This window comes from Nonlabens tegetincola (assembly GCF_002954355.1).
Taxonomy (GTDB): domain Bacteria; phylum Bacteroidota; class Bacteroidia; order Flavobacteriales; family Flavobacteriaceae; genus Nonlabens; species Nonlabens tegetincola.
The window spans coordinates 495442-518045 of the sequence record NZ_MQVV01000012.1 but is presented as its reverse complement, the minus strand read 5'-3'; the positions used below and the strand labels follow the sequence as shown (position 1 = coordinate 518045).

The 22604-nt window shown below is 35.4% G+C and carries 19 protein-coding genes and 1 pseudogene; 2 read left to right on the top strand and 18 right to left on the bottom strand.

Annotated elements, in window-relative coordinates; translation table 11 throughout:
* Positions 1-21: 21 nt before the first annotated feature.
* The 6 genes and pseudogenes from prmA to BST93_RS06280 form a co-directional block, all read right to left on the bottom strand.
* Positions 22-870, bottom strand: coding sequence for a 50S ribosomal protein L11 methyltransferase (gene prmA, locus BST93_RS06305; protein ID WP_105018490.1), 849 nt, complete (start codon positions 868-870; stop codon positions 22-24).
* A pseudogene (locus BST93_RS06300) lies at positions 860-1443 on the bottom strand (DUF1287 domain-containing protein). The gene prmA and the pseudogene BST93_RS06300 overlap by 11 nt, the downstream one beginning before the upstream one ends.
* Positions 1433-2185, bottom strand: a complete 753-nt coding sequence (gene tpiA, locus BST93_RS06295) for a triose-phosphate isomerase (protein ID WP_105018489.1) — start codon at positions 2183-2185, stop codon at positions 1433-1435. Before tpiA ends, BST93_RS06300 begins: the two are co-directional and overlap by 11 nt.
* Before the next feature lie 25 nt (positions 2186-2210).
* Positions 2211-3287 carry an ABC transporter permease gene (locus tag BST93_RS06290; protein ID WP_105018488.1) on the bottom strand — a complete coding sequence of 359 codons (1077 nt, stop codon included), beginning with the start codon at positions 3285-3287 and terminating at the stop codon, positions 2211-2213.
* On the bottom strand, positions 3284-4378 hold the full coding sequence (locus BST93_RS06285; RefSeq protein ID WP_105018487.1) for a BT_3928 family protein: 1095 nt from the start codon (positions 4376-4378) through the stop codon (positions 3284-3286). The genes BST93_RS06290 and BST93_RS06285 overlap by 4 nt, the downstream gene beginning before the upstream one ends.
* A 72-nt stretch (positions 4379-4450) precedes the next feature.
* Positions 4451-5602, bottom strand: a complete 1152-nt coding sequence (locus BST93_RS06280; RefSeq protein ID WP_105018486.1) for a THUMP domain-containing class I SAM-dependent RNA methyltransferase — start codon at positions 5600-5602, stop codon at positions 4451-4453.
* A gap of 44 nt (positions 5603-5646) precedes the next feature.
* Between BST93_RS06280 and BST93_RS06275 the strand changes: the two genes are divergently transcribed.
* Together BST93_RS06275 and BST93_RS06270 are read left to right on the top strand one after the other, a co-directional pair.
* Positions 5647-6405 (top strand): SAM-dependent methyltransferase, encoded by a 759-nt coding sequence (locus tag BST93_RS06275; protein WP_105018485.1) that lies wholly within the window; start codon positions 5647-5649, stop codon positions 6403-6405.
* Positions 6406-6483: 78 nt separating this feature from the next.
* The gene (locus BST93_RS06270) at positions 6484-7911 is read left to right on the top strand and encodes an SDR family oxidoreductase (protein ID WP_105018484.1); all 1428 of its coding nucleotides are present in this window, start codon (positions 6484-6486) and stop codon (positions 7909-7911) included.
* Positions 7912-8032: 121 nt separating this feature from the next.
* Here BST93_RS06270 and ctlX read toward each other — a convergent pair whose 3' ends face one another.
* The 12 genes from ctlX to ykgO form a co-directional block, all read right to left on the bottom strand.
* Positions 8033-8959 carry a citrulline utilization hydrolase CtlX gene (ctlX, locus tag BST93_RS06265; RefSeq protein WP_105018483.1) on the bottom strand — a complete coding sequence of 309 codons (927 nt, stop codon included), beginning with the start codon at positions 8957-8959 and terminating at the stop codon, positions 8033-8035.
* A gap of 62 nt (positions 8960-9021) precedes the next feature.
* Positions 9022-9942: a dimethylarginine dimethylaminohydrolase family protein gene (locus tag BST93_RS06260; protein WP_105018482.1), complete on the bottom strand. Its 921-nt coding sequence runs from the start codon at positions 9940-9942 to the stop codon at positions 9022-9024.
* Between the two features lie 190 nt (positions 9943-10132).
* Positions 10133-11419: a citrate synthase gene (locus BST93_RS06255; protein WP_105018481.1), complete on the bottom strand. Its 1287-nt coding sequence runs from the start codon at positions 11417-11419 to the stop codon at positions 10133-10135.
* Positions 11420-11614: 195 nt separating this feature from the next.
* Positions 11615-16858 (bottom strand): reprolysin-like metallopeptidase, encoded by a 5244-nt coding sequence (locus BST93_RS06250; RefSeq protein ID WP_105018480.1) that lies wholly within the window; start codon positions 16856-16858, stop codon positions 11615-11617.
* A gap of 177 nt (positions 16859-17035) precedes the next feature.
* The gene (gene eno, locus BST93_RS06245; RefSeq protein WP_105018479.1) at positions 17036-18322 is read right to left on the bottom strand and encodes a phosphopyruvate hydratase; all 1287 of its coding nucleotides are present in this window, start codon (positions 18320-18322) and stop codon (positions 17036-17038) included.
* Positions 18319-19437: a glutamine-hydrolyzing carbamoyl-phosphate synthase small subunit gene (gene carA / locus BST93_RS06240; RefSeq protein WP_105018478.1), complete on the bottom strand. Its 1119-nt coding sequence runs from the start codon at positions 19435-19437 to the stop codon at positions 18319-18321. Before carA ends, eno begins: the two co-directional genes overlap by 4 nt.
* Before the next feature lie 87 nt (positions 19438-19524).
* Positions 19525-19986, bottom strand: a complete 462-nt coding sequence (rplQ, locus tag BST93_RS06235; protein ID WP_105018477.1) for a 50S ribosomal protein L17 — start codon at positions 19984-19986, stop codon at positions 19525-19527.
* Between the two features lie 28 nt (positions 19987-20014).
* The gene (locus tag BST93_RS06230) at positions 20015-21007 is read right to left on the bottom strand and encodes a DNA-directed RNA polymerase subunit alpha (RefSeq protein WP_060523005.1); all 993 of its coding nucleotides are present in this window, start codon (positions 21005-21007) and stop codon (positions 20015-20017) included.
* Between the two features lie 22 nt (positions 21008-21029).
* Complete coding sequence (rpsD, locus tag BST93_RS06225; protein WP_042278934.1) at positions 21030-21635, bottom strand: 30S ribosomal protein S4; 606 nt, start codon at positions 21633-21635, stop codon at positions 21030-21032.
* A gap of 71 nt (positions 21636-21706) precedes the next feature.
* A complete protein-coding gene (rpsK, locus tag BST93_RS06220) occupies positions 21707-22096 on the bottom strand; it encodes a 30S ribosomal protein S11 (protein ID WP_042278932.1) in 390 nt (129 codons plus the stop codon).
* Positions 22097-22108: 12 nt separating this feature from the next.
* A complete protein-coding gene (rpsM, locus tag BST93_RS06215) occupies positions 22109-22483 on the bottom strand; it encodes a 30S ribosomal protein S13 (protein WP_042278930.1) in 375 nt (124 codons plus the stop codon).
* Positions 22484-22486: 3 nt separating this feature from the next.
* Positions 22487-22603, bottom strand: coding sequence for a type B 50S ribosomal protein L36 (gene ykgO / locus BST93_RS06210; RefSeq protein ID WP_042278928.1), 117 nt, complete (start codon positions 22601-22603; stop codon positions 22487-22489).
* Between the last annotated feature and the right edge of the window lies 1 nt (position 22604).

Genomic DNA, 22604 nt, shown 5'->3' with positions numbered 1-22604 from the left:
TTAATGAGTATGCAAATTTAATTATTTATTAGCTTTTAAACCTACCCAATTATCTTTCTCTATATGAGTCTCATAAGTGAGTCCAACCTTACTACAAGCCTCATTGATTAAGGGTAAGTCCTGTGTATAGAAACCACTGAAAATAATGCTTCCACCGTTTTTTAAACATTCTGCATATTTGGGGATGTCTTGCAATAGTATGTTTCTATTAATATTTGCTATTATAAAATCATATTGCTTACCTGCAAGCTGCTCTGCACCACCCAATATGACATTAACTTTATCGGCATTATTACGTTCAGTATTTTCTTGGGCATTTTCAAAACACCAGGTATCAATATCAATGGCATCTACAAGTGTTGCTCCTCTCATTTGGGCCAGTATGGCAAGAACTCCTGTCCCACTTCCCATATCTAGTACTTTTTTACCAGCTAGTTCCTCTTTTAGTAAAAATTGTATCATCATGTAAGTGGTTTGATGATGTCCTGTCCCAAAACTCATTTTAGGTTCCATTACAATTTCATACTTGACCTCTTTACTTTCGTGAAATGGCGCTCTTATTAAGCATTGGTCGTTCACGAGAATCGGCGTGAAGTTTTTTTCCCATTCGGCATTCCAATTAGTAGGTGGAATATCTGCTTTCGCGAAAGCGATATCACAATAGTCACTGTTTATAAGATCTACTGTACTCAACACATTATCACTATCTAGATCTTTAAGAATGTAAGCTTTTACTCCAGATTGAGTATCAATAAAACTTTCAAAACCTGCGTCGCCTAATTGGGCACACAAAATATCGCTCCAAGGTTCGCGAGGCGTGACTGTGAAATCGTATTCTACGTAAATTTGATTTGTAATATTATTTGCCATATTTATAATGCCCTGTTATTGTAAATTTGAATAAACAATCTTCCAAGACCTGACCTGCTCCTATGTTATGAACGACAAGTGGATTACCAGTCTTAGAATCTTTTTTTGTGGATATTATTCCAATGTGAGTCATGTTATTTGTGAGTACCCATGTTACTACATCTCCAGGCAGGTAGTTTGATTTATCTTTTGAAATGGGAAAATAGTCCCGTTTCTTTCAAAAAATTTACCCAGATTAGGCACTCTGCGATGATCAATATTGGTATCTGGTTTTTTTAATCCCCATAATTGCGGATATTCTTTGAAGTTTTCCTTCATATCTTCATGGACTAGCTGTTGTAAATCTATACCTACCTTACGATAGGCTCGTATTACTACATCGGTACAAACTCCATATTGTGCAGGGATATCTCCATTAGGATATGGGATTGAAAAATAGCTTCCATTATAAGTCACCTCATCTTTTGTAAGCTGCTCTGCTGCTACGGCCAAATCAAATGAAAAATCTAGTTGTAAGTGGCAAACAGGTAAGGCTGATAGAAAAAATAAAATAAGTTTTAATTTAAATAGCATTTGCGATGTTTAGAAAGCTTTCTGCATTTAAGGAAGCTCCACCTACAAGTCCACCATCAACATCTGGTTTAGCAAATAATTCTGCTGCGTTATTCGGTTTTACGCTACCACCGTATAAAATACTTGTATTTTGCGCAATTGAATCGTTGAATAAAGTAGACAATTCATTTCTCAAATGTGCGTGCATTTCTTGTGCTTGTTCTGGGGTTGCTGTTTCACCCGTTCCTATAGCCCAAACTGGTTCATATGCAATTACTATTTGTGACATTTGCTCTTCAGTTAAATCTTGTAGAGCTATTTTAACCTGGTTACCCACAAGGTCATAATGTTTATCTTCCTTACGTATCCCTAAATGTTCACCGCAACAAAATATCACTCTCATACCTTTATTAACACTGGCTTTAACTTTTTGAGCGATAAGCTCATTAGTTTCACCATATATATCGCGACGTTCAGAATGACCAATTATTACGGTTTTAATACCTATGCTTTGAAGCATATCTACAGAAGTTTCACCTGTAAATGCCCCTTTATCCTGCTCACTTACATTTTGAGCAATCACTTCAATATCTGAATCTAGTGTACTATTAAAAGCATTATATAAAAATGGTGTTGAAGGTGCAATCATAAGCTCACAATTGAACTCTTTTACTAGACCTGTTTTAAGATCGGTTATTAATTTTTGTGTATCTGGAAGATCACAATTCATTTTCCAGTTGCCGGCTACAATTTGCTTTCTCATAGTTAAGTTTTTATGTCAGTTGTTATTATGTGTCTAGTTTTACTCTAGGATCCAGTTTTATATAAATCACATCTACTGCAATATTAATCAATATAAACAGGCTAGCAATGACTAGAACTGCTCCTGTGATTACGGGCAGGTCTTTTGTGTTTAATGCATCTACAATTTCCTTACCTAAACCGTTCCATCCAAAAATGTATTCGACAAAAACAGCTCCTGCTAGTAAACTCGCAAACCAGCCACTTACTGCTGTAACTACTGGATTGAGCGCATTTTTGAAAGCATGACGCTTTATTACCTGAAGTGTTGTCAATCCTTTTGCATAGGCTGTTGTTATGTATTCTTGAGACAGAACTTCTAGTAAACTATTACGCATTAATTGAGTGATTACCGCAAGCGGACGTATTCCTAATACCAAAGCTGGTAGCACAAGATTGCGTATTTGTAGATGAATTCCTTCTCCATAATCATCCATCTCGTACAAACTACCACTCATAGGAAGTCCTGTATATTCATGCCACAAATACCCGAACAGGTAAGCTGCGATTATCGCACTAAAGAAACTAGGAATGCTCATACCCATGGTACTTATTACTTGAATAACCTTATCAATCCAAGAATCTCTATATAATGCAGATATTACTCCAAGGGCAAGACCCATGAATAAAGCGATTAAGATGGAAGCAATCGCAAGCACAACAGTATTAGGTAAAGTGTCACCTATCACCTCACTGACCTGTTTGCCTGTTTTTTGAAAAGATTCTCGCAAATAAGGTGTTTTTATAACTAGATGATATCCTCCTAATTTTACAATAGAAGATCCGCTGTTTCTATTGTTCCAATGAGTAAAATCATCAGCATTGTCACTATGAAAACTTACTGGGCTCAAGTCGTTTATAAAATACAAGTATTGTTTTCCTAGAGTTTGATCCAGTCCGTACTTTTTCTGTACCGCAGCTACCTGCTCCATAGTTTGATTTTCACCTAACATCATTTGCGCAGGATCACCTGGCATCAAATAAAAAAGAAAAAAAACTAGTGTCACAACTCCCCAAAGCGTAAAGAGTGCATATCCTAGTTTTTTTAAAAGGTAACTTATCATAATTCTAATGACTCTAGATCATTCCAGTGAGATTTTGCAGTTATAATACCTCTATCTACAAGAATAACACCAGGTACTGATCGTACAATGGTTTTTAAAGCAGTTTCATCGGCAGTATAAAAAGTAGTTGAAAATTCATGTTTATTCATCACAGTTTTTACATCATCCATACTAGATGCCGTAAGACCTACAACCTCATAACCAGCAGTCTCTGCCCTATCTATAAATTTATTCAATTTATTTAATCCTTCAACCTCTGCTTTGTTTAGGTTATAAGTGATGATCATAGCAACTTTAGGTTTGGTTAAAAAGTCACTAGTAAAATCTTCACCATTTTCATCCTCAATTTTAAAATCGTGAATTGGTGGTTCGTAACCTTTTTCAACCAGTTCCGTTTCATATCTAACTAATTCTCCATAGCCGCTAGGATAATCACCATTAGTAGTCACGACTTTCTCTGCACCATCGACATTAAAATACCATTTATATTCATAAACATCAGGTCTTGTAGGATCTTCCTTCATGGCTTCAACTATATTGGTACCTACTTTATAAGCTCTAAAATCTAGAACCGGCAAGTGCATTAAAACATAGTAAGCCAGGGCAAAACAACCAATAGTAGCGAGTAAAGTGATTATGCTTGATTTCGCTTTCGCGAAAGCGCTATACCAATAATCCTGTTTCATAAACAACACTATTATCATAATGAGTAAGATAACGTCCTTTGTAAATGATTCCCATGGTGTTAACGGAATAGCATCACCAAAACAACCACAATCTGTCACTTTATTGAAGTAAGCACTATAAAACGTGAGAAACGTAAAAAACACAATCATTAAAAGTAAAGACCATGCTGTAAACTTTTTTTGAAAACCTAAAAGAAGCATTACCCCAAGAACTACTTCAAAAATCACCACAAATATGGCTATAGGAAGTGCAAGTGGCTGCAAGAATTCAAGACCTAGAACCGCCGCACTGAAATATTCATCTAATTTATAACTGAACCCTAACGGATCGTTCAATTTTACAAGACCACTAAAGATGAATAATATTCCTACAAAAATTTGAAATATTCTAGCTATTATTTTCATGAAACAATGTTTGTTTCAAATATAACTAGCCTAGTTGTGGTAAAAAATATCTTGTTTAATTTTAGTATAAAATTATTGCAACTTGTGAATCTTTTTTGTCCCACGGTACATTTCATATTTAACTAATCTGGCATCTAGTTTACCATTATACAATTTGATTTTACGTGAAGGACGCAACCCAACATGTTTAATCGCCTCTAGATTTCCTGTGATGATCCAGGCTGTACTACCTTGGTAACGTTGTTTGAGCGTGTCACCTATTTGTTTATAAAACGTATCAATCTCAATACCTATACGTTCATCATAGGGTGGATTAAAAAGTAAGAAAGCTTTGGCTGTTTGATTATCTCTAAAAAAGTCTCCTTTTTCCAGTGATATGAAATCTTCAAGATTGGCGTTTTTTACATTGTCCTTAGCTTTTTGAAGGGTATAGCCATCGGCATCACGAGCTATAATTCTACCATCAAATTCACGCATTTTTTTAAGGCAGCTATCTTGGATTTTTTCAAAAAGGGCATTGTCATAATCCTTCCATTTTTCAAAACCGAATTCCATTCGATTAAGATTAGGAGCAATATTTGCAGCTATCATTGCCGCTTCTATAGCAATGGTACCACTACCACACATAGGATCAATAAAAGTGGATCGTTGATCCCAATCACTTAATAAAATAATTCCTGCTGCAAGAGCTTCATTAATAGGTGCAATATTTGTTTTATCTCGATAGCCACGTTTGTACAAGGGCTCACCACTGGAGTCAATAGAAACATCTACCCGTTGATCGTTAATGTGCACGGATACTCTTAAATCTGGATGTTTGGTATCCACGTTTGGCCTAGTACCAGTTTTCCTACGAAATTGATCAACGATTGCATCTTTTGTTTTTAAAGCTACATACTGGCTATGATTAAAATATCTGGAGGCTATTGTGCCGTGAACAGAAATACTATCATCTTCATGAATATATTGAGACCAATCATGTTGATAGATACCGTCATACAAATCAACCTCATTACGAGCTTTGAAACTGTATACAGGTTTAAGAATACGAATAGCAGTACGCAACATCATGTTTGCCTTGTACATAAACCCTAAATCACCAGAGAATTGAACCATGCGCACACCTCGTTTAATATCCATTGCACCCAGCTGGCGTAATTCTTTCTCTAGAACTTCTTCCAGTCCAAAGAGTGTTTTGGCAATCATCTTAAAATTTTGGGACATCCTTAGGTATTTTAGCCTGCAAAATTACGCTATTTTTGCCGCCTATGAGAGCACAGAAACAAGAGTGGTACGCAAGCTGGTTTAACACGCCCTATTATCACATACTTTATGGTGATCGAGATTATGAAGAAGCAGGTGCTTTTATGAATAACCTAACCACTGCTCTTTCATTACAAGCAGATAGTCACATTATGGATCTTGCCTGTGGTCGTGGTCGTCACAGTTTGTTCCTTAACAAATTAGGATTCAAAGTTACTGGAGTTGATTTAAGTGAAAACAGTATTGACTTTGCTCGCAAACAATTAGAGCAAGATGCATCAGTAGATAGTAGTCGTATAACGTTTGACGTTCACAATATGACCTTGCCCTATCATGATAAATTTGATGCGGTATTTAATTTATTTACCAGTTTTGGGTATTTTGATGAAGAACAAGATAACTTAAACACCATTAAATCCATAAAGAAAAATTTGAAAGATGGTGCCTATGCAGTCATTGACTTTATGAATGTACCTCATGTACTCAGGCATTTAATTATTTCAAATTCCAAAACCATTCAAGGTATCACCTTTAATATGAACCGACGTTTTGAAAACGGGTTTATCTATAAAGATATTGAGTTTACAGATGGTGGTAATAAGTACCATTTTACAGAAAGAGTGAGCGCTTTGATGCTATCAGATTTTCAAAAATATTTTGATCAAGCTGGTCTTGAACTAATAGACATTTATGGTGATTATCAACTCAATGAATATGATAAGTTCAACAGTTCTAGACTTATCATGATTTTGAGAAAACAATAGCTCCTATTTTCTAAACATTCTTGCTCTTTAACATCTTTACTAGAGAGAATTCCCCTTGTGTAACATAACTTTAGCAACATGAAAGTGTTACTTACAGGCGCAAACGGTTATATAGGAGTGCGTTTACTCTATGAACTTCTTAAACAGGATCACGATGTGGTTTGTGCTGTGCGTAGCGCAAATAGACTTTCAGTACCTGAAGAAATCAAGGAGCAAATACGTATTATCGAAGTAGATTTTCTCAAACCTGAGAAAAGTGATGCAATCCCAAAAGATATAGATGCAGCTTACTATCTAATTCATTCTATGACATCAAACACAGAAAATTTTGATGACCTAGAAGCTAGTAGTGCTCAAAATTTTCTCGAGGCTATTCACCCAACAAACTGTCAACAGATTATCTATTTATCAGGTATTGTTAATGAAGATAAACTGAGTAAACATCTGCTTTCGCGAAAGCGTGTAGAAGACATTCTTTACACCAGCAACATACCCGTCACTGTTTTAAGAGCTGGAATCATTGTAGGTAGTGGTAGTTCTTCTTTTGAAATCATAAGAGATCTATGTGAAAAATTACCTGTAATGATTACACCAAAATGGGTAAATACAAAAACACATCCTATTGCTATAAGAAATGTAATGAGTTATTTGACCTGTGTTTTGGGATGTGTAGAATGTTATAACAATAGTTACGATATAGGAGGAAAAGATATTCTTACCTATAAGGAAATGATGTTACAATATGCACAAAAACGCAAATTGAAAATATTCATTTTTACAGTGCCTGTGATGACACCAACTTTAAGCAGTTATTGGCTTTATTTTGTAACGAGTACCTCTTATAAACTTGCTCAAAATTTAGTCAAGAGTATGACAATTGAAGTAGTTGCAAGACCAAACAATCTAGCAGAAAAATTCAACATTCAACCATTTACTTATAAAGAAGCTCTTGACATGGCATTTGCTAAAATTGAACAAAGTCAGGTAGTTAGTAGCTGGAAAGACAGCATGGTAAGTGGAAGATTCAAAAAGAATTTAAATAAATACAAGCAAGTTCCTAAATACGGTTGTTTGAAGGATGAACAAACTCACAAAACCGATGACGCTACTAAAGCTCTTGAACGTATTTGGAGTATAGGTGGAAAAAACGGTTATTACTACGCTACTTTCTTGTGGAAAATTAGAGGACTTGTAGACAAACTTTTTGGTGGTGTAGGGTTACGTAGAGGACGTACTAATCCAGATAAGATTTATCCTGGAGATTCCTTAGACTTTTGGAGAGTTCTTGTCGCAGACAAGGATGAAAAACGTCTCCTATTATTTGCTGAAATGAAAGTTCCTGGTGAAGCCTGGTTGGAATTTGAAATTGATGAAAATAACATAGTGCATCAAACAGCTACCTTTAGACCAAAAGGTATTTGGGGTAGACTTTACTGGTACAGTATGCTACCTTTTCATTATTTCATATTTGCAGGAATGATCAAGCATATAGCGACTGGCAAATAATCACTTCAAACTAGCGAGTACTCAACAGGTAGAAAATTCCTGACTTAAAGTAATAACCAGTTTAGAATTTTTGCTAGGTGGTTATAAATATTAGACTTACAACCACCTGGAAAAATTTAATTTATTTAGGTAAGAAAACTTCGGCCATCATACAACGTACTGATCCACCACCTAAGGTTTCTATAGTTTCAATAGAAGGATGTAAAATCTCATTATACGATTGCAGTTTTGTAATTTGAGATTCAGTAAGTGATGAATAAGCTTGATCACTCATAACAAGAAACCTATCACCACTCGCATTATGAACTTGCATCATATTACCAGCAAAAGATTCTACTTGCTGCTCTGAAATGGTAATAACCTCTTTCCCATCTTCTTTGAGATGTTTAAGAACATTCTTACGTTCCTTTTTATCATCGATACAATCCAAACATATCACACAGTAATTCTCTCCTAATGCCATCATTACATTGGTATGATAAATAGGCAATCGTTTACCGTCTACACTTTGATAGGCAGTAAAAATGACAGGTGTGTATTCAAAATCCTCGCAGAATTCAATAAGCAAATTCTCATCTGCTCTAGGTGAAATACTACAGTAAGCCTTACGATTTACACGATCTAACAACAAACTACCTGTACCTTCCAAAAACAGATCTTCCTCTTCGGCAGCAGTGTAGTCAACAACGTTTTCTATTGTAAAGCCACTTTCTTCTAAACGATTAAGAACTTCTGGTCGTCGTTCTAATCGTCGATTTTCTGCAAACATAGGATACAGTGCAATATCACCATTTTCATGTGTTGATATCCAGTTATTTGGAAAAATAGAATCTGGAGTATCGTGTTTAGGATCATCACTTATTTCAATTACTGTAATACCTTTGGATCTTAACAATGCTACAAAGCCGTCAAATTCATTTTGTGCTTTCTCATTTTGGTTCTCTACTTGGACCTCATCATCTTGATAATAATTATTAACAGCGGTTTGTTCATTTAGTCTAAATTGAACAGGTCGTATCATGAAAACTGTGTCGGTAATTTGTTTCATTCTATTATTTATTGTCTCAAACTGCTGGTGTAGCAGTTTTCGCGAAAGCGAACTAATTAAAATTAATCTCTAATTAAAGGAAGTGTTGAACACCTTAACAATCCTTCTTGTTTTGCTATTTCGGCATAGGGAACCTCTTCTACAATTATACCGTGACTGCGCAACCAAGCGTTTAGTCTCGTGAAATTTCGTTCAGAAATGACTACATCAGGTGCTATTGAAAAAATATTAGAATTCATATTGTACATTTCCTCCTTGTCAATCTCAAAACAATTCTTTTTCCCAAATAAATCTATTAGGAATTGATATTCTGATTCTTCTAGAAACCCATTACGGTGAATGATGCATTTATCATCACCGACTGGCTGAAAACAACAATCTAAGTGCAATGCGTTTTCCTTAGGATCTGTATTATGTTTTCTAAGATTAAAACTCACTACTTTTTTATTAGGAAATTGCTCTTTCAACCAATTAACAGCAGCGGTATTTGTACGAGCAGTTATGTAGCTTGAATAGTCAGCTCCTCTATAAGTTCCTACGAATATATAGTCGTTATGAACCATAACATCACCACCTTCAATATGACATTCTTCTGGCGGCGTAAGTATATTTTCAGGATTGATTTTGTCTAACACATATTTAATAGCGTTGAGTTCTTGATCGCGATCAGGTAGAATGTTTGCTTTAATAAATACGTTATCAATAACAAAACCTATATCTCTAGTAAAAATCTGATTGTAATCTTCAATTACATGAGGCCTATAAACCTCAACATCATATTTATCAAAGACTTGTGCAACAGCTTCCATCTCTTTTTCCATATCCTCATTCTTTGGATATGTACCGGCGATTAGGTGCTCTCTAGACTTTGGGTCATAAGCTTCTTCTATCGTAGGAGCAGGACCGTTACTAGATGCAGATCCTAAAACTACAGCCCTTAATCTTGATGTCTCGTTTGGTATGTACAGGTTCAATTTATCCATGTGGCAAAAATAATGGTTTAAACTAGGAAATAGAGAACTAAAACTATTGAGAATTTAGATCCTTAACATCCTTTTTTACCAACTTATATGAGTGATATTTATAAACTACCTAGCTTTATACAGACATGAGTGAGTAAAAAGAAAAAACCCAGCTTAGTAAGCTGGGTTCTTTTACTTGTTATAAGATTTTTTAGCGATTAGAAATATCGACAAAATCTCTTTTTGTTTCACCTATGTAAACCTGACGTGGTCTACCGATTGGTTCTTTACGAGCTCTCATTTCTTTCCATTGTGCGATCCATCCAGGTAATCTACCTAAGGCAAACATCACTGTAAACATTTCTACAGGTATACCCATAGCACGATAAATTATTCCTGAATAAAAATCTACATTTGGATATAATTTTCTATCTACGAAATAAGGATCTTCTAGAGCCTCTTTTTCAAGACCTTTAGCTATTTCCAAAATAGGATCTTCTACTCCTAAATCACTCAACACCTCATCGGCTGCTTTTTTGATGATACGTGCACGAGGATCAAAGTTTTTATAAACTCTATGTCCGAATCCCATTAAACGGAATGGATCTTCTTTATCCTTAGCTTTGGCCATGTACTTTTTAGTATCTCCACCATCTTCTTTGATAGCTTCTAGCATTTCAAGCACTGCTTGATTTGCACCACCGTGAAGTGGTCCCCAAAGAGCACTAATACCTGCTGAGATACTTGCAAATAGACCAGCATGAGATGAACCTACAATACGAACTGTACTTGTAGAACAGTTTTGCTCATGATCTGCATGTAGGATTAATAATTTATCAAGTGCATTTACAACTGTAGGATTAAGCTCATAATCTGAACTAGCTTTTTTGAACATCATTTTAAGGATGTTTTCCACATACCCTAGGTTATCATCACCGTAATCTAATGGCTGTCCATTTTTCTTACGTAGAGCCCAAGCTACCAGTACAGGAAACTTACCTAATAACTTCACAATAGCTTTATACATATCTTCATCGCTATCTACATTTACTGAAGAAGGATTAAATGCTATTAATGCACTTGTTAATGAAGATAATACACCCATAGGATGAGCAGACTTTGGAAAACCGTCAAGGATTTTCTTTACGTCTTCATCTACATGAGACTCTGCTTTAATATCAGCATAAAACCTATCTAACTGTTCTTTAGTTGGTAACTCACCAAAAATAAGTAGATATGCAACTTCTAGGAAATCGGCCTTTTCAGCAAGATCTTCAATTGAATAACCTCTGTATCTAAGTATACCTTCTTCACCATTTAAGAAAGTAATTGCACTTTCACAGCTTCCAGTATTCTTGTAACCAGGATCGATAGTGGTAACTCCACCAGTAGCTCCTCTTAGGGCTTTAATATCAATTGCTCTCTCGTTTTCTGTACCAGTGATGATAGGAAACTCATACTTCTCACCATCAATTTCTAATATTGCTTTATCTGACATTGTTTTATTGTGATTTTATGCCTACGAAAATACGGCAGGAAACTCATATTTAATACTCAATTTTAAAGAGATTGATAGAGTTTATAAAAAATTTAAGTAAAAACATAAACGTTCTTGAAAACGATGTAGTAAAAATGAACATAAATTAAAAGAGCGGTTAATAACCGCTCTTTAATACTGTAATTTGTTAACTACTTATTCCTTCACCAACTTAGTGGCATAGGAGCCTAGTTGGGAATCGATTGTCAGGATATAGGTACCAGAAGCTAATGAGCCTAAGTTGATACTTGAAATATCCCTGCCTAAACCAGCTTTAGATAAAACAGCTTGCCCTAGCATATTAGTCACGTTTATTGATAAACTTTCTTGTTTCAGTATACTAGTTAATTCGATATTTAAAATGTCTTTAACTGGATTTGGATATAGGGATATCATTCCATCCAACGAAACATCTCCATTGCTTAAAGTTACAGTTTCAAATTCAATATTGAACCTATTAGGGTTTTGAGATTGAACATTGCTATCTATATTAACGTTAACATTATTAATTCCAGATTGCAGTGGAGTTCTTGACATTAAATAATTATCTACTAATACTGGTTGAACCTGATCTAATTGCTGAATTTCAATTGAGAAAGTATAATCAGTTCCTCTTTGATTAAGGAAAGACAATGGATATACATTTCCAATTTGGGCACTGTTGTTTTTAGCAATGGCCAATGATTGACCAGCAACTATAATTCCTAAGGTTTCATCTTGATTAGTAAACTTGATTGCATCTTCGGCTGTTACGTTGTCATCAAAACTTGAATCAAACAGCATTATAGACTCATCAAGTAATTGCTGTGTATTAGAGTTAAGTAACTCTATTCTTACAAACGAACTAGTTGAAGAAGACCTAAAAACGTTAGAAAGACCTTCATTGACTGCTTTATGAGATTCTTTAAATGCTATATTACTTGGACCAGTAGCTAGCATAAAAATAGATTGACCTGGTCTTATTTTACTAGATGCATTACTTGATGGGATCACAAAATCTGAAGGACCAGAAACATCTACAGTCGAGTATCCACCACGGGCATTTAGGTTAGTATCCCAAACATAAACGAAATTAGGATTAATACCTGTTGTTCCTGTTTCAGCTATAAGATCTCTAACATCCACGATAGCTTGATATGGATTTGCAATCATAAGAAACTCTCCATTTGAAGTAGGGAAAGCTTGATTAAAATCTCCTATTTGTAGTTGACCTTCACTTACCAAAGTCGTTATCGTTGCTGGTGATGTGTTTGAAGACAAATCTACAGAACGATCACCGCGTACTAATAAACGGAATGCCTTACCTATTTCTAACTGGTTGCTCAAGGTGTTATCTTCTGCTACCCAAGCTTGATTCGTATTATCAAAATAGAACATATTACTATTACCGGTAGATGTTGCATCCAATCCATTGGCTCCACTTGTATTACCTGTAATATGCGTACCGATATTACTTTCAGACACTCCACCATTCTGGTAATTATTGTAAATTCCATTAGAAGTATTTACAGAACTAGCCATAAACCTATATGCTCTTCTTGCAGGAAAATAATTTTCCACGGTAACATTACCTGTAAAAGTAGCTTGATTTGCATTATCCAACTGTCCTACCCTAGTCGCATCATTCTTGAAAGTAAGGTTACCATTCGTCGTAATTGAGGAATTATTCGGATTCAAAACGTTATAAATATTCACGTTTGAATTCAAAAGAACTCCTGTAGTGTTTTGTACGGTCATATCATATAAATTAACATCACCTGAGCCACTTATAGTTTGTAAATTGGAAGAAGACATTTCGAGATTTCCGTTTGTTAAACCGGTTAAATTACCGTCAATTAACACATCTCCAGAAACTAATAGGTTATCAGCTAATTCTAGAGTTCCTCCTGATTGTACTGTTAAGTCTTTAATTTGTCCTGCTGCGCTCAAAGTTGCACTTCCATCAATAACAACGGCATTTAAAGACAAGGTTTCTAAATTAGGTTGAAAAGGACTCCAAGCTCCACCAGAGTATATTAAAGTAGGTTCACTGATTTCAATATTAAATACTTTCCCTTCAAGTACGGCTTGATCTGGAGTACGAGCTATGAAACCAAAACTATCATTATAAACAAGTTCCGTTGAAGTGTGCTCATAACTTATACGATCCTGATTGATATCTGACTGGGTAAACGTATCTCCTAAATTTAAAGCAGATCCTAATCGCAATATTCTTCCATGTTCTGGAATCGAAGTTATTACATAAGTCATATTAGCATTAGTAGTACCTGATTTTTGAGTACGCAATAACGTGTTTGAAATAATCGAAGTAGCGTTATAACCTAAAGTAAGTAAGTTATTTCGATTATTATCAATATCATTTACGTACTGCAATCTTCCACAAACAGTAACAGAGAATTCATTAAAGGTACCTCCTTGACTATCTGCTTCTCGGTCTGTAGCTAGTAAAACCCATTCACCTTGAGCACTACTACCGTTAAATCTTGAAAATGCTTGACCAGGAGTACGTACTCCTGTAATAGCACCTGTATATCCTGGATTACAACCAAAAGCTTCAGTACCCGAGTCGCTTACTGTGAGGTCAAAATTTCTTCCGGCTGCACATTCTCTATTGTAAACTTCAGAGAATCTTCCTGTAGGACTACTTAACTGCATTTTTAAATCTCCCGTATCACTATGAGTAGCATTCATATAAAAAGAAACCTGAGTTATCTCAATATCATCAGTCACTTGAACTCGCGCACTCACAGCATTATTACTATTTGTATTCCAAATGTTGTCATTATTTTCATAATACTCACTACCTATTCCTCCTGTTCCTCCATAAGTATTACAAACATCTTGAGCTGTTTGAAATGCAGAAATAGAATTTGCTGTACCTGTTGTACAATCATTAGATGGTGTTATCCTCCAAAAGTAAATTTTACTACTGTCTAATAAAGTCGGTTGGTATTGAGTAACATTAAATACTGCTGCCGATTCTACCACCGTAGAAAAATCAGATTGTTCAGAAATTTCAACTAAATAACCCGATGCACTTTCTAAATCGTCCCACATCAATAAAGGATTAGCAACTTGATTACCAGCACCATTTATTGGAGAAGTTAAATTTACCTGTCCAACATTTCCATCAAAAATCTTAAGAACCATCGGTTGAACTATTGTAGCAGAAGTCGTAGTAGTAATTAGATCAAATTCATACCTTCCTGCATCTACACCAGCGGTATTAGATATTGTAGCTTGAATAGTTCCAGTTGCACTAGTTGATGCTGGAGTGAAGTTAACATTAAGATTTGCCGGCAAATTATTGGTAGAAAAAGTTGCAGTTTCACTAAATCCTGGCGCTGGAACGTAATCAAATGAAAAAACTGCATCACTTGGAGAACATGAGGAAACTGTATCATTTGCCAAGTTCAATTCAAAAGTACCTTCTTTAATTTCAAAATTCTGATTAGATATGTCAAAGAAATAATTATCAACAGCTTCTATCATGATTCGTGCCTGAGTGGTTTTAACACCAGTCGGAATGTTCACGATTTGGGAACCGTCATTATTAACATTAGAAGCTAATGTTATAGGATAGGTATAACCACCATCAGTTGATAAGAGAATATTTACTTGAGTAGCATAAGTTGTATTATTTGTACCTGCTTCATTCCATGTAATATTGACATTTTCACCTTCATACCACAATTCTGATCCCGTGTTTGGTGAAGAAACACTAAACGCTGCAGAGGCTCCAACTGTAATGGTAACACCTGCAAAATTTGATTGACCTCCATTAATGTTATTATCCCTAATCGTACAAAAGAATCTCATTTCTCGTTGTACATTTGGCAGTGTTTCCCAAGTAGGATCAATATTATTTACTAAGTCATTTAGGTTAGGAAAATATCTAGTTGGGCTTGTAGTTGGAAATAATGTTCTAAACACAGGTCCCCTATTGTTAGACGAAAGTGGTGGTTGTGTAGCTCCCGTATAACCACCTGCATTATATCCGTTATCAAGTTGTTCCCAGTTATAAGTATAAGTTTCTCCAGGATCTGGAGCTTGTGTAGAAATCCCGGTTAATTTGAAAGGAGTGTTTCTAGGTATTGTTTTGTTAGCTAAAGAAACTGAATTAGGTGCGCTAGCGTTTAATCCATTTAAATCTTGTTCCAATTCACATGTATCAGAGCCTAATTCATTATGCATTTGAAATAAACTAATCAAATGAAAATATGCATCTGAATTATCTTGTACATTAGGCGCACAAATCCCAGCATAACCCATAATAGTGGAAGCACTTCCCGTTTCAACCGGTGCAGAAGATGGACTACCACCGAAACACCCGTTATAAAATGTGTGAGAAGCACCAAATTGGTGTCCAATCTCATGGCTCACATAATCAATATCAAACGGGTCAAATTCTGGAGTAACGATACCCGTTACACCTTGGGCTTTACTTCCACTACATCTTACAGCACTTGCTATTCCACCACCACCAGTTGAAAATACATGGCCTATATCATAAGCTCCACTTCCGATTCTTGAATTAATCGCATTAGTATTTGCCCCAATCATTTGACCACCACTATAATTATCATATGGGTCAGTACCAGCATTTGTAAAAACAATTGCAGAATTATTAGCTACTAATGTAAATCTGATAGACATTTCTTGTTCAAAAACGGAGTTCACCCTTGTCAAGGTCACCGCGATACCAGCAAGAGCATCAGCAACTGCATCACCGTTCCCAGCATTACCATCATCATGGTATGCAGTATATTCACCTGTTGCAGCAATCGCAATTCTATAAGTTCTAAAAACTCTATCTCTAAAAGCTTTTGAAATGGTAGAGGATTCAAAAGCATCAATAGTTTCCTTGCTTAATGTATCTTCTACATGACAATCGAAAACTTCCTGATCAGATCTAGTTAGATTGTTACGATCGTAAATCATAACAATATTTGGAGTCGATTTAGAGTAAGGATCAATATAAGTGATTTTTTCCCCTCTTATAACACCATGAAAACCTTTAGAGGTTATAGTAAAGTATATTACATTTTTAGGGTTATCAATGCCTTTTCCAATAAATGATTGAATATTTGGATACTGGTTGGAAAATCCTTTAGATAAAGAACCTGAATTAAAAACTTCGAAACTTTCAAATTTACCTTCTGACACTGGTAAATCGACAATTATTCCATTTCTGCCATCAAATCTATCTGGAGCACCAGTTAAATATTGAGAAAGAATGGAAGCATCTACTTGAATTAAGTCAAACTTTAACGGCTTTATAGGCCTGTCTTGTTCACTTATTACGGGCAATTCACTAGTGTCAATTGATTGCCACATGGAGCTTTGAGCACTTAATGTAAATGAAATAAGTAAACATAATAGGGATAATAGTCTTTTCATTTTGATAATTTAGAATGCCGCAATAAACAATAGAAAACGTTAAAAACACGTTTTTAATCGTAAAAAATGACTTTTTGAAGTCTAAACATGTATTTCATCGATAGTGTTAAACAAAAAAACCATCCCGTGTGGGATGGTTATGATTATCTCGCTTTCGCGAAAGCGTACTAACTCAAATTAAATTTGAAAAGCTTTCTTTCCTGGGTAATAAGCATTTTCAGCTAACTCCTCTTCAATTCTTAATAACTGATTGTATTTTGCCATACGATCAGATCTCGAAGCAGAACCTGTCTTAATTTGACCAGTTGTTAAAGCAACTGCAAGATCAGCAATAGTGTTATCCTCAGTTTCTCCCGACCTGTGAGACATAACAGAAGTATAACCAGCTTTGTGAGCCATATTCACCGCAGCAATTGTCTCTGTAAGAGTACCTATTTGATTTACTTTGATTAAAATAGAATTTGCGATGTGATTCTCAATACCTCTAGAGAGTCTTTCAACGTTTGTTACAAATAAATCATCACCTACTAATTGAACTTTATCACCTGCTTTCTCGGTCAGTGATTTCCAACCATCCCAATCATTTTCATCCATACCATCTTCTATCGAGATTATAGGATACTTATTGGCAAGATCTGCGAGGTAAGAAGCCTGTTCTTCACTTGAACGTTTAACACCTTTATCACCTTCGAATTTAGTATAATCATACATTCCATCTACATAAAACTCTGCCGCTGCACAATCCAAAGCTATCATTATTTGTTCTCCAGGAGTGTAACCCGCATTTTTGATTGCAAGTAGTATAGTCTCTAGAGCATCTTCAGTACCTTCAAGAGCAGGAGCAAAACCACCTTCATCACCTACGGCTGTACTCAAATTTCTATCATGTAACACTTTTTTAAGGTGATGAAAAATCTCAGTGCCCATTTGTAGTGCGTGTGAAAAACTTTCTGCGACCACAGGCATGATCATAAATTCCTGAAAAGCAATAGGAGCATCACTATGAGAACCTCCATTTATTATATTCATCATAGGAACAGGAAGAGTTGAAGCACTCATTCCTCCAATGTACTTATATAGAGGCTGATTAAGTTCTGCTGCTGCAGCCTTGGCGCATGCTAATGAAACACCAAGAATTGCATTTGCACCTAACTTTGCTTTATTAGGAGTTCCGTCAAGATCTATCATAGCTTGATCAATAGAAGCCTGATCAAAAACAGAAGCTCCAAGCAGCTCTTCTGATATAACGGTGTTTACGTTATTAACTGCTTTTCCTACACCTTTACCCATATAAGAAGATCCTCCATCTCTAAGCTCAACAGCCTCGTGTTCACCAGTTGAAGCACCAGATGGAACTGCAGCTCTTCCTATTACTCCATTTGAAGTAATAACATCTACTTCAACTGTAGGATTACCTCTAGAATCAAAAATTTGTCTTGCGTGTATATTAATTATTGTACTCATGCTACTCTTTCTTTATTGGTTTTTATAAGGTGGATAAATTCATCAAACAAATAGGTTGCATCGTTAGGTCCTGGTCCTGCTTCTGGATGATATTGTACACTAAAGCAAGGTTTTGATTTTATTCTCATACCTGCAACTGTATCATCATTAAGATGTACGTGGGTAATTTCTATATCATCATGACGCTCTGCTTGTTCTTTATTGATTGCAAATCCGTGATTCTGAGAAGTTATTTCGCCTTTTCCAGTTAAGAGGTTCTTAATCGGATGATTTATTCCTCTATGACCATTATGCATTTTATAAGTCTCTATGTTATGCGCCAAGGCGATTATTTGATGACCTAAGCAAATACCAAATAATGGCATACTTGAGTTCAATATTTCCCTAGCTGTTGCAATTACGGTTTCAAGTGGTTCTGGGTCACCAGGTCCATTTGAAATAAAATATCCATCAGGATTAAATGCCTTTAATTCTGCAAATGGTGTATTAAATGGAAAAACTTTAATGTAAACGTCACGACTGGCAAGATTTTTAAGAATGTTAGTTTTAACTCCTAAATCTAATGCCGCTACCTTGTATTGTGCATCAGGATTGCCGTAGTAATAAGCTTCAGTTGTAGAAACTTTACTAGCAAGCTCAAGCCCTTTCATGCTTGGAACTTTGGAAAGTTGTTCCTTTAAGGCTTCTATATCATCAACAGCGGTTGAAATAATGGCATTTTGAGCACCATTATCTCTTATATGGGATACTAGTGCTCGAGTATCCACATCACACAAAATAACAAGATTTTGTTCTTGTAAATGTTTAAGTAAATCTGAAGTTGCAGCAGGACGACTGTGAATCGCAGAAAAATTTTTACAAACTAAGCCCGAAATTTTTATACTGTTTGATTCAGAATCATCATTCACAACACCATAGTTACCGATATGAGCATTAGTTGTAACCATTATCTGTCCAAAGTAGGAAGGATCTGTAAAAATCTCTTGATAACCTGTTGTACCTGTATTGAAGCAAATCTCACCAGTGGCAGTACCACCGTCACCTATTGCTTTGCCATAAAAGACAGTCCCATCTGATAGAACCACAACTGCGTCCTTTTTCTCTAAGTAAGCCATTAATTAAAAGTTTGGTAAAATTAATTATAAAAAAAGGACTGATGAAACATTCATCAGTCCTTTATTGTTATTTACATAAAAAAGAATTTATTCTTCTTCATTAGTAGTTGTTGTATCAACAGCTGCTTTACTTGAGCGACTTCTTCTACTACGTCTGGTTGTTTTCTTAGAAGCACCTGTTTGATAAACCTCGTTGAAATCAACTAACTCGATCATTGCCATATCAGCATTATCACCTAAACGATTACCAAGTTTGATAATTCTAGTGTAACCACCTGGACGATCACCCACTTTGACAGCAACTTCTCTGAAAAGTTGAGTAACTGCTTCCTTACTACGTAATTTAGAAAATGTAAGACGTCTATTATGCGTAGTGTCTTCTTTACTCTTAGTTATTATAGGCTCAACAAATTGTTTTAAAGCCTTTGCCTTAGCAAGTGTTGTATTAATACGTTTATGTTCGATCAATGAACAAGCCATATTTGAAAGCATAGCTTTTCTGTGAGCTGTCTTTCTGCTAAGATTGTTTATTTTGTTTCCGTGTCTCATTTTATTGTAATTCTATAACCAGTTACTACTAGTCACGGTCTAATTTATATTTACTTAAATCCATACCAAAGTTCAAACCTTTAGTATTAACTAACTCTTCTAATTCAGTTAAAGACTTTTTACCAAAGTTTCTAAACTTCATTAAATCGTTTTTGTTATATGAAACTAAATCACCTAAAGTTTCTACTTCTGCAGCTTTAAGACAATTTAATGCACGTACAGATAACTCCATATCAACTAGTTTAGTTTTAAGAAGTTGTCTCATGTGAAGACTTTCTTCATCATAAGTTTCTGTTTGCGCTATTTCATCTGCTTCTAGTGTAATTCTTTCATCGCTGAATAACATGAAGTGATGGATTAAAGTCTTAGCGGCCTCAGTAAGGGCTAATTTAGGATGAATACTACCATCTGTTTGAATTTCAAAAACTAATTTTTCATAATCCGTTTTTTGTTCAACACGGTAATTTTCAATACTATACTTAACGTTCTTGATAGGAGTAAATATAGAATCAATTGCGATTGTACCTATAGGTGCAGAAGGATTTTTATTCTCCTCAGCCGGAACATAACCTCTACCTTTTTCAATAGTGATTTCTAGATTTAAATTCACTGAAGGGTCTGTGTTACAAATAACCAATTCAGGATTTAAAACTTGAAAACCAGAGATGTACTTTTGCATATCACCAGCAGTAAATTGCTCCTTACCACCAAATGAAATATTTACTACCTCACTATCTACTTCGTCGATTTGTCTTCTAAAACGGGCTTGTTTGAAATTAAGCACCATTTCGGTAACATCCTCAACTACACCTTCTATAGTAGAAAATTCATGATCTACACCTTCTATGCGTATAGAAGTAATTGCGAAACCTTCTAAAGAAGACAACAAAACTCTACGCAAGGCATTACCAACAGTCAATCCATAACCTGGCTCCAACGGTCTGAACTCGAATTTACCCTCGAAATCAGTAGAGTCGATCATGATTACTTTATCAGGCTTCTGAAAATTTAAAATTGCCATAGTCGTTAGGAATTGTTGGTTATTATTTAGAGTAAAGCTCTACGATTAATTGTTCTTTTATGTTTTCCGGAATCTGGATACGCTCAGGAACCGAAACAAAAGAACCAGACATAGTTGCTTTATTGAATGTAACGAAATCATATACATGCTCATTAGAAGAAAGAGCATCATCAATAGATTGTAATGATTTAGACTTTTCACGAACAGCAACTTCGTCACCAGCTTTTAACTGATAAGATGGTATATTAACTAACTTACCGTTAACTGTAATGTGTCTATGCGAAACTAACTGACGAGCTCCTCGTCTAGATCTTGCAAGACCCATACGATAAACCACGTTATCTAAACGAGATTCACAAAGTTGAAGTAAAACTTCACCTGTAATACCAGTACTTCTTACAGCCTTTTCAAACATTAAACGGAACTGCTTTTCAAGTACCCCATAGGTGTATTTAGCTTTTTGCTTTTCCTTTAATTGAACTGCATACTCTGATTCTTTTCCACGGCGTCTATTATTACCGTGCATTCCTGGAGGATAATTTTTCTTTTCCAGGGCTTTACTAGGGCCAAAAATTGGTTCTCTAAATCTTCTAGCAATTTTTGCCTTAGGACCTCTATATCTTGCCATTTAATATAAATTTAATGTGGGATGCTATGAATTCAGGTCAATATCCTTCGATAGCGTTAATAATTCCCTTGTTATACTCTTCTACGTTTTGGTGGACGACAACCATTGTGTGGTAATGGAGTAACATCAATAATTTCAGTTACTTCAATACCGGCATTATGGATACTACGAATTGCACTTTCTCTCCCATTTCCAGGACCTTTAACATAAGCTTTTACCTTACGTAAACCAGCTTCGTGAGCAACTTTAGACGCATCCTCAGCGGCTAACTGCGCTGCATATGGAGTGTTTTTCTTTGATCCACGGAAACCCATTTTTCCAGCAGATGACCAAGAAATAACTTCACCCTTTTTATTTGTTAAAGAGATAAGAATATTATTGAAAGATGAAGAAATGTGAGCTTCTCCGTGACTATCAACAATTACCTTACGTTTCTTTGTTACAGTTTTAGACTTTGCCATTTGACTTAATTATTATTTAGTTGCTTTCTTTTTATTTGCAACGGTCTTACGCTTACCTTTACGAGTTCTCGAGTTATTCTTAGTTCTCTGACCTCTTAGTGGTAAACCACTACGATGACGAATACCGCGATAACACCCAATATCCATTAGACGCTTAATGTTAAGCTGAGTTTCGGAACGAAGTTCACCTTCTATAGTGAATTCTCCAACAGCGGCACGAATTTTACTGATTTCATCATCATTCCAATCGTTAACTTTCTTATCTAAACCAACACCTGTTGAGATAAGAATTTCTTTAGCACGACTTCTACCTACACCATATATGTAAGTTAATGCTACTTCACCACGTTTATTTTTAGGTATATCTACCCCTGCAATTCTAGCCATAGCTTAACCTTGTCTTTGTTTAAATTTTGGATTTTTTTTGTTGATGACATACAAACGACCTTTACGACGTACAATTTTGCAGTCAGCACTTCTTTTCTTAAGTGACGCTCTTACTTTCATA